The sequence below is a fragment of the Streptomyces sp. NPDC059895 genome (assembly GCF_042731035.1).
GTDB lineage: Bacteria > Actinomycetota > Actinomycetes > Streptomycetales > Streptomycetaceae > Streptomyces.
Genome location: NZ_JBHWKO010000045.1, coordinates 56,252 through 64,481 on the forward strand (window position 1 = coordinate 56,252; position 8,230 = coordinate 64,481).

General features: G+C 75.6%; 5 protein-coding genes. 3 read left to right on the forward strand and 2 right to left on the reverse strand.

All coding sequences use genetic code 11. The features are described 5' to 3' along the window. The first annotated feature begins 116 nt into the window (after positions 1-116). Genes ACFV9M_RS34260 through ACFV9M_RS34270 form a run of 3 tightly spaced genes read left to right on the forward strand, consistent with a single transcriptional unit; the run spans position 117 to position 5,168 of the window. A complete protein-coding gene (locus tag ACFV9M_RS34260; protein ID WP_385071643.1) occupies positions 117-3,719 on the forward strand; it encodes a CHAT domain-containing protein in 3,603 nt (1,200 codons plus the stop codon). Continuing rightward, entirely contained in the window at positions 3,706-4,512 is an 807-nt protein-coding gene (locus ACFV9M_RS34265) for a hypothetical protein (protein WP_385071642.1), read from the forward strand. The genes ACFV9M_RS34260 and ACFV9M_RS34265 overlap by 14 nt, the downstream gene beginning before the upstream one ends. Then, a complete protein-coding gene (locus ACFV9M_RS34270) occupies positions 4,509-5,168 on the forward strand; it encodes an RES family NAD+ phosphorylase (protein ID WP_385071639.1) in 660 nt (219 codons plus the stop codon). Before ACFV9M_RS34265 ends, ACFV9M_RS34270 begins: the two co-directional genes overlap by 4 nt. Before the next feature lie 162 nt (positions 5,169-5,330). Here the strand turns inward: ACFV9M_RS34270 and ACFV9M_RS34275 are convergent, their stop codons facing one another. Beyond that, positions 5,331-5,984 carry an FHA domain-containing protein gene (locus tag ACFV9M_RS34275; protein ID WP_385071636.1) on the reverse strand — a complete coding sequence of 218 codons (654 nt, stop codon included), beginning with the start codon at positions 5,982-5,984 and terminating at the stop codon, positions 5,331-5,333. Continuing rightward, positions 5,978-8,230: AAA family ATPase (locus ACFV9M_RS34280; protein WP_385102625.1), on the reverse strand; the 2,253-nt coding region annotated here is incomplete at its 5' end. The genes ACFV9M_RS34275 and ACFV9M_RS34280, both read right to left, overlap by 7 nt.

Sequence of the window (8,230 nt, forward strand, 5' to 3'; positions counted from 1 at the left end):
GCTCTACCACAGCCTGGTTGTTTCCCGGTCGCGGCGGCTGAAATACGGCCGAAAGCACCGCGCGGACCGTTCTCCGACGCCAGTATGTGGGGCGAACGGGATCCGGGGAGGCACGCGTGACGGTGAGCGGGACGCAGGGCAGGGCCGGGAACGGGCCGGGGGAGGGACCGTCGGACCTGCTCCGCCGGGCCGCCGCGCTCGGCCGGGCCTGGGACGGCGCCGGCGGGCAGCCCCCGCCGGACGCCGCCGCGACCGACCGGCTGCTGCGGGAGCTGACGGACGCGGAGACAACCGCGGGGGACGCGGACCGCCGCGCGTTACGGACGGCCCGCGGCACGCTGCTGGCGGCACGGTATCTGGCCGGCGGGGCGGAGGGGACCCACGCCGGCACGGACGAGCGAGCGGTGGCGGAGGAATCCGCCGGTACCGGTGGACGGGCGGTGGCGGACGAACGGGCCGGTACCGGTGGATGGGCCGGCCCCGGTGGACGGGCTGGGGCGGACGCGAGTGCCGGTACGGACGGCGGTGCGAAGGACCGGGCCGAGGCTCTCGCCCTGCTGCGGGAGGCGCGTGCCGTCGTTCCCGTCACCGAGGCGGAGACGCGCGCCCGGGCCGCCGTCACCAAGCTGCTCATCCGGCTGCTGATGCCGCGGCTGCCGAAACTCGCGTTCCAGGGCCGGCAGGACATGATCGACGTGCTGACCGTCGGCGCCACCTTCGCCGCGGCCGAGAGCGCGGCGCAGCGCGAGGAACTGGCCGAGGTCGGCACACTGCTCGACGAGCTGAAGGAGACGGCCGACCCCGCCGACCACCCGATGCTGGAACGCTGGACGACCGTCCTCCGGCTGATGCGGACCGCCCGCGACCGGGACTCCCTGCTGGAACTGGGCGCCGTAGCCACCTCGTCCGGGACGATGCCGCCGCAGGTCCAGATGTTCATGACCGCGGCCATGGAGATGCTCAAGTCCCTGCCCGACTCCGCGCCGGTGACCCCGAACGTGCCGGCCGAGGACATCCCGCGGCAGGTGGAACTGGTCGCGGACGAACTGCTGCCGGTGATGGAGCTGTTCGCGCCCGGCATCCTGCACCCGACGGAGCTGGCACAGGCGGTCGAGGAACTGCCGCAGGGCTCCTGGCAGGAACAGGCCACCGCGGGAGTGACCCGCCTGGGCATGGCCATGCGCACAGGCGACCCGGAGGCCCTGGTAGCGGCGGCGCAGCCGCTGCTCCTCGCCGGGGACAACCAGGACGTACCGGCCGGCCTGCTGTCCATCCTCCAGGCCGCGCTGCTGAGCGGCGCCTCCATGAGCGGCGGCAACCTCGCGGACGCGGCGGCCGCGCGCGAGCTGCTCACCGAGACCCTCGGCCTCGCGGGCGTCACCGACGGCATGGCGTCCAGCCAGGCCGGCCGGGAGCTGGTGGAGGCGGGCCGCGCCCTCCTGGAGTACCAGCGCATCTGCGACACCCCCGAGGACGACCTCGACACGCTCGACGACATCGGCGAGCGCCTGCTGGACATGCGGCAGGAACTGACCGAGGGCTCCTCGACGAGCATCGTCCTGTTCGTACTGGGCGTGCTCCAGCTGCGGCGGGCCCAGGCGATCGGCCGGGAGGGCGGGGTGGTGGGCCCGCCGCTGCGGCGGGCGCTGATGTATCTGCGCGAGTCGCGGGAGCATCCCGCCCTGCCGGTCGCGCTGCGCGGCATGGTGGCGCCCGTCCGGGTCATGTCGATGGCGCTGGAGCAGCTCATCGACCCCTCCGACCGGAGCCTCCTGGACGAGGTCGCGGAGGTCCGCGCCTCGCTCGGCGGCCCGTCCGTCGTGGCCGACCAGGACATCCGCACCCGGATCGGCATGGCCCTGGTCCTCGACATCGAACACGACCGGCGGGGTGACCCCGCCGCCCTCGCCGCCGCGCTGCGGGAACTGGAGACGGCCCGCGCCGAGATCGGCCCGCACACCGGGTGCGGCACCGCCCAGGACGTGTACCGCCATCTCGCCGACCACTACCGGCGCCGGGCCGCCGACGGCGACACCGGACGCGCCCTGGAGGCCACCGAGCGGCTGCTGGAGAAGGTCGCCGAGGACGTGCTGCTCCAGATCGGCGCCGAACACGGCCTGGAGGCGGCCCGAGCCGCCGCCGACCGCGGGGTCACGGCCGCCGACTGGGCCGCCGGGGCCGGCGACGCCGCGACCGCGCTGCGCGTCCTGGAGGCGGGCCGGGCCCTCGTGCTGCGCGCGGTCGCCGCCGCCACGAGCGTGCCGGAGCAACTGGAGGCGCGCGGCGAGCCGGAACTCGCCGCGCAGTGGCGGGACGCGGCCCGCGCGGGCGCCGACGGCGGCACCGCCGCGGCCCGCACGGACGCCGACTCGCTCATCCCGAGCACCCTGCGGCGCCGGGCCCTCACGGCCCTGCGGGCGGTGGGTGTCTTCGGCGGCCCGGCCTGGCAGGAGGTGGCCGACGCGGCGCAGGGCGCCGGGGTCGACGCCGTGGTGCACCTGCTCGTGGGGCAGGGCGACGGGCCCGGCTGGGCCCTGGTCGTACGGCCCGGCGCGGCACCGCTGCCGCTGGAGCTGACCGGGCTCGCCCGTGCGCGGCGCGCGCCCCTGGAGCGGTACCTGGACGCCGCCCGCGACCGTTCCGTGGTCACCGCGCCGGGCGTGCCGCGGGACGCGCCCGGCCGGGCGGAGGCGGTGGAGGCCTGGACGGCGGCCCTGCGGGACCTGTGCGACTGGGCCGGGCCGGCCGTGATGGGCCCGGTCCTCGACGCGGTCCGGCCCGGCCGCCCGGCCCGGCCCGAGGACCCGGTACGGCTGGTGCTGCTGCCCGCGGGCAACCTGGGCTCCGTGCCCTGGCACGCGGCCCGGCTCGGCGCGCGGGCCGGGGAGCGGCCCGCGTACGTCGTCGACCACGCCGTCGTCAGTCACGCGGCGTCCGCGGCGGAGTTCGTCAGGTCCGCCGCCCGCGCCCGGCTGCCCGTGGCCGCCGCGCCGGTCCTCGTCGCCGACCCCCGCTCCACGCTGGAGTACGCCGAGCACGAGGTCGAGGCGCTGCGCACCGCCTTCTACCCGGACGCCCGGTGCTACGGCTACCTGACCCGCAACGGCTTCCACCGCGACGGCACGCCCGACGAGCTGCTGCCCCTGCTGCCGGGCGGCACGGCCGAACGGCCCGCGACCCTCGTGGAGTTCAGCGTGCACGGCCTCGCCGGAGGCCGGCCCACCGTCTCGGGTCTGCTGCTGCACCGGCCCCCGGACGGCGACGAGGACGCGGGCGTGCTCACCGTACGGCGGCTGCTCGGGGCACCGTCCGCGGACGGTGGCGGCGGAGCCGGGCCGCTGGTGGTGCTCAGCGCCTGCGAGACCGACCTCAGCACCCGCGACCACGACGAGGCGCTCACCCTCACCACCGCCTTCGTCGCCCGCGGGGCGGCGGACGTGATCGGCTCCAAGTGGTCCGTCGACGACACGAGTTCGGCCGTGCTGATGTACGCCCTGCACCACTTCCTCACCGAGGGCGACGACCCCGCACTCGCGCTGCGCCGGGCCCAGTTGTGGGCGCTGGACGCCGACCGGCCGTCGATTCCGCGCCTTCCCGGGCCTCTGGCGCGGCGGATCGAGGGCAGGCCCGCCCTCCCCGTGGACGCCTGGGCCCCCTTCATCCACCAGGGCAATCCCGCACCCGTCCGACCCGAGGGGGGACACGTTGGACACCGATGAGCTGCTGGCCCTGCTCGTCCGCCACCGCGAGGAGCTCAGGCAGTGGCTGGACGACAAGCAGTACCAGCACTTCCTCGCCATGCTGGCGATGCTGCGCGAGGCCGGCACCGACCCCGAACGGGTCGCCATGGCCACCATCGCGATCGTCCGCTCGCTGTGGCCTGTGCCCGACGACGCCGGGGAACTGGCCCGGGCGCTCCGCTCCGGCGTGCGGTCGGTCGCGACGGTGGCCACCGTGCCGTCCGAGGAGGCGGTGCTGGCGGCACTGGAGGCGCTCTACGCGGCGCCCGCGGCATCCGAGGCGCCTGCGGCATCCGAGGCGCCTGCGGCATCCGAGGCGCCTGCGGCATCCGGGGTGGAAGCGGCATCCGGGGTGGACGCCGGGGAGCGGGGCGGGCCACCACCACCTGAACCGGACCGCGCACCCGACGATCCCGTCGCCGCCGTCATCGCCGCCGCCCGGCGACGGCTGCTGGCCGCGCCCTCCCGGGCCGCCGCTCCCGCCGGGAGCCCGTCCGCCGGGGAACGGCCCGCCGACGTCATCGTGCTCGCCGACCCCGAGGACGGGCCGCGCAGCCCCGAGTTCCAGTTCGACCCCGACACCGGGCGGCCGCACGAGATCGTCGTACGGATCAACCGCATCCTGCTCGCCGACCGCGACCCCTGGGGCGCCGCCGACTGGTGGCTGGGCGGGAACTCCTGGCTCGGCGGGGCACCGGCCGCGCTGCTCGGCAGGGTCCCGGACGACCGGCTGGCGGACGCCGCCCTGGCCCTCGTCGAGGAGGACCGATGACGCGGCAGATCCCCCCGGAGATCACCATGGTCCCCCGGGTCACGATGCTCCCGGCCGGCACCGCGCTCTGGCGCTGCCACCGCACCCGCTACCCCGCGACCGGCTTCAAGGCGGTCAAGGCGCACACCCTGTTCGACGGCAGCCGCTTCGACTGCACGGCCGAGGACCCGTACCCGTACCTCTACGCCACCTTCGAGCCCACGACCGCGCTGGCCGAGGTGCTGCTGCGCTCGATGGACTTCGACCCGGAGCTCGGCACCCGGCTCGTGCCGCGGGCGCAGGCGCGCCAGTACACGCTGGCCCGGATCGTCACCACCGTCGACCTGACCCTCATCTCGCTGCGGACCGAGGAGGACCTGGCGGCCGTCTGCCAGACGAGCTGGCTGCTGGACTCCGAGCCGGACGACTATCCGCGCACCCGGTACTGGGCGCAGGAGCTGCGCCGGCAGACGAAGGAGGCGCAGGGACTGCTGTGGCAGTCCCGGCGGCACCGGCCGCGGGAGGCGCTGGTGCTGTTCGGCGACCGGTGCGGTGACGCCCCCTTCGCCGACGAGCCCCAGACCGCCCATGACCTCGCCACCCCCGCCGGGGTCGAGGTGGCGAACGGGCTGCTGGCTCCGCTGCGCGCGGTGATCATGCCGGAGGCTGGGGACTGACGGGCGGGTCCACCGGCCGGTCGCCGGGCGCCGGTTGCCGGCCGGTGGGCCGGTGGGCCGGTGGGCCGCTGGGGGTCGGCCGGTGGGCCGCTGGGGCGGTCAGCCCTCGGGCACGCCCGTCGGGCACCCCGTCGAGCCGGTCCGAGGCGCGCGTCCCCCCGGCTACCCGGCCGGCGGCTCGACCAGTACCACCCGGAACGCGCAGTGGCGGCCGAGGCCGACCGTGTCCCCGTCGGAGAGCGGGACGCGGGTGCCGGCCGGGACGCGTTCGTCGTTGACGTACGTGCCGTTGGTCGTGCCGTGCGGGTGTTCCGTCAGCCACACCCCGCCGTCCGGGGCGAGTTCGACGCTCGCGTGCCGGCGGGACACCCCGGGAGCGCCGTCCAGGGCGGCGGCCACGGCGGGCGCCGCCCAGCCCGGATGGCGGCCCAGGTTCAGGGGGCCGCCGGCGCCGTGCCGCAGGTCGACCGGCGGGCGGGTGCTGATCAGCCACAGGTGCCGGGGCGACTCCTGGCACTCCGGACAGGCCGGCGCGCCGGACGGCACGGGCGCGGCGCACGACCAGCAGGGGTGGACGCGGGGCGGCGGGGCCGGGCCGGGCTCCGGGACGGGGGCAGGAGCGGGCCAGGGCGGCGGGGCCGGGGCGGGGCCGTCATCGTCGTCGTCGCAATCGTCGTCGTCGAATTCGAAGTCCTCCGCGAGCGACTTGTCGACGTAACGGCGGGGGCGCCCGTCCTCGGTCTCCCCGTCCGTCCCGTCCGCCCCGTCCTCCCTGTGGGCCCCGTGGGCCCCGTCCGCGCCCGGCTCGGTCACCACGCCGGCTGCCGGGCCGCCGGCCGCTCGCCCGGCCTGGCGTCGACCGCCAGGTCCACGCCGCCGTCCGGGCGGACCGTGACCCGCGAGACGGTGACCACGGTGCCCGGCGTCAGGTCGACGCCGAGGGCGAAGACGGTGCGGGCCAGCGGGTTGATCAGGTGGGTCTCCAGTTTCATGCCGATGCCCCGGCCGCCGTTGTGCCGGTCCCGGGTGCACTCGTCGGCGAGAACCTTCCTGGCCTCGGGCAGCACCTCCAGCCGCAGACCGCTCTGCCGCTCCATGTGCGCGGCGATGTTCTGCAACTGCCCTTCGAAGATCTCGTAGGCGGTCGTCTCGTCGATGTACTGGAAGACGACGATGTTGCCTCCGAACCGGTTCAGCAGTTCGGGGCGTTTCATGCCGTGCGTGAAGTGGTGACGGACGTTCTCCAGGATCTGCTCCTCGAACCGGGCACGCTCCTCGGGCGTCTCCGGCAGCCGCTCCGCCCCGGCCGGAGCGGACAGGGGCCGCCCGCCGGGGCCCGACGGCCCGTGCACCCCCAGGTTCGAGGTGAAGATGAGGACGCACTCGCTGAAGTACGTCGTCACGCCCTGGCCGTCGGTCAGCCGGCCGTCCTCCAGGACCTGGAGGAACTTGTCCATGACGCCGGTGTCCGCCTTGTCGATCTCGTCGAAGAGGACCACCCGGAACGGGTCCTCGCGCACCGCGCGGGTCAGCTCGCCGCCCGCCTCGTAGCCGACGTAGCCGGGCGGGGCGCCGACCAGGCGGTCCGCCGAGTGCGGGGCGGAGAACTCGCTCATGTCGAACCGCAGGCAGGCGTCCTCCGAGCCGAACAGGGTGGTCGCCACCGCCTTCGCCAGCTCGGTCTTGCCGGTGCCGGTCGGCCCGGCGAAGAACAGCACGCCCCGGGGCCGGTGCACGGACGCCGAGGACGCCTGGGCGCCGGAGAGGCCGAGCGCGGCCCGTTTCAGCACGTCCAGGGTCTGCGTCACCGCCTTCTCCTGGCCCCGCACGCGCCGGCCGATGTACGTCTCGCCGTCCCGGATGCTGTCGGCGACCGCGCCGCCCGTCCACGGGTTGCGGCTGACCCCCAGTTCGTAGACGCGCACCGCCTGGTCCATCTCGGCGAACGACAGCCGGCGGGCGCGGGCCAGCCGCATGCTCTCCCGCATGCCGCGCAGGGTCAGCCCGCTGGCCGCCCGGGCGAACCGCTCGACGTCCTCGGGCGTCGGCTCCTCCCGCTCGGCCCCCTTCAGCAGCGGTCCGACGTCCAGCTCGGTCGCGGTGCCGGGCACCCCCGCCTGCGCGGCGAGCAGGCCCGCCATACGGCGGCGCTGGCCGAGGTCCGGCAGCGGCACGCCGATGCTGCGCACGCGCACGCTGCTCGTCACCAGCCACGCGGGCAGGTCCCGTTCGCCGTCCGCGAGCCAGATGACCGGGTTGAACAGGGCGCGGCCCGTCTTGGGGCGGGGGAAGGGGCGGGCCTCCTCGGCGATCTTCAGACAGCGCAGGAAGAACGTCCGCTCGTCGTCGCTGAGCTGGTTGACCTGCGTGGGGATCCGGGAGGCGTAGTCGACGAGCAGGGCGGCGCGCACGGGCTGCTGGTAGTCCTCGTAGCGCGGGTTGTCCTGCGGGGGGCCGGGGCGTTCGCCGACCCAGCCGCGGGCGAACGACTCGAAGACCCGGGCGACCTGGCCGCCGTCGTTCTCCTCGGAACGGCCGGGCAGCCGGCGCGTGTTGCGTTGCAGCAGCGTGTTCATGTCCAGGCCGTCGTCGCTGTGCACGACGGTGAAGCCGGACACCTGGTCGTAGCGGAGCAGGCACTTGTAGCCGGCCCGTCGCAGCCCCTCCCACAGCAGTTCCTCGAGACCCAGGGCCCGGCTGCGGCGGCTGCCGTCGTCCAGGACGTCGGCGACGAGGTGGTCGTCGCGGACGTTGCCGTGCAGGACGTACTGGGAGTGCACGCTGAGGGTGGCGAACAGCTCGGCGGCGAACGGGGGTTGGACGGTCTGGGTGACGGCGGCCTTGGTCAGGCGCGGCGGTGTGTCGAAGGGGTGGTGGCTGGTCACGGGTCCTCCGGGAGGGTGCGGTGCGAGGGACCCGTCCGGGTAGCGCAGCACGACCTGCAGGTCCTCGTTGCCGGACGGGGCGACGGCGTACACCGACACCGGGTCGGCCTCGAGCAGCCAGCTCGCCGTGTCGATGAAGTGTCCGCCCTCGCCGGCGAACCGCGAGCCCTCGGTGCC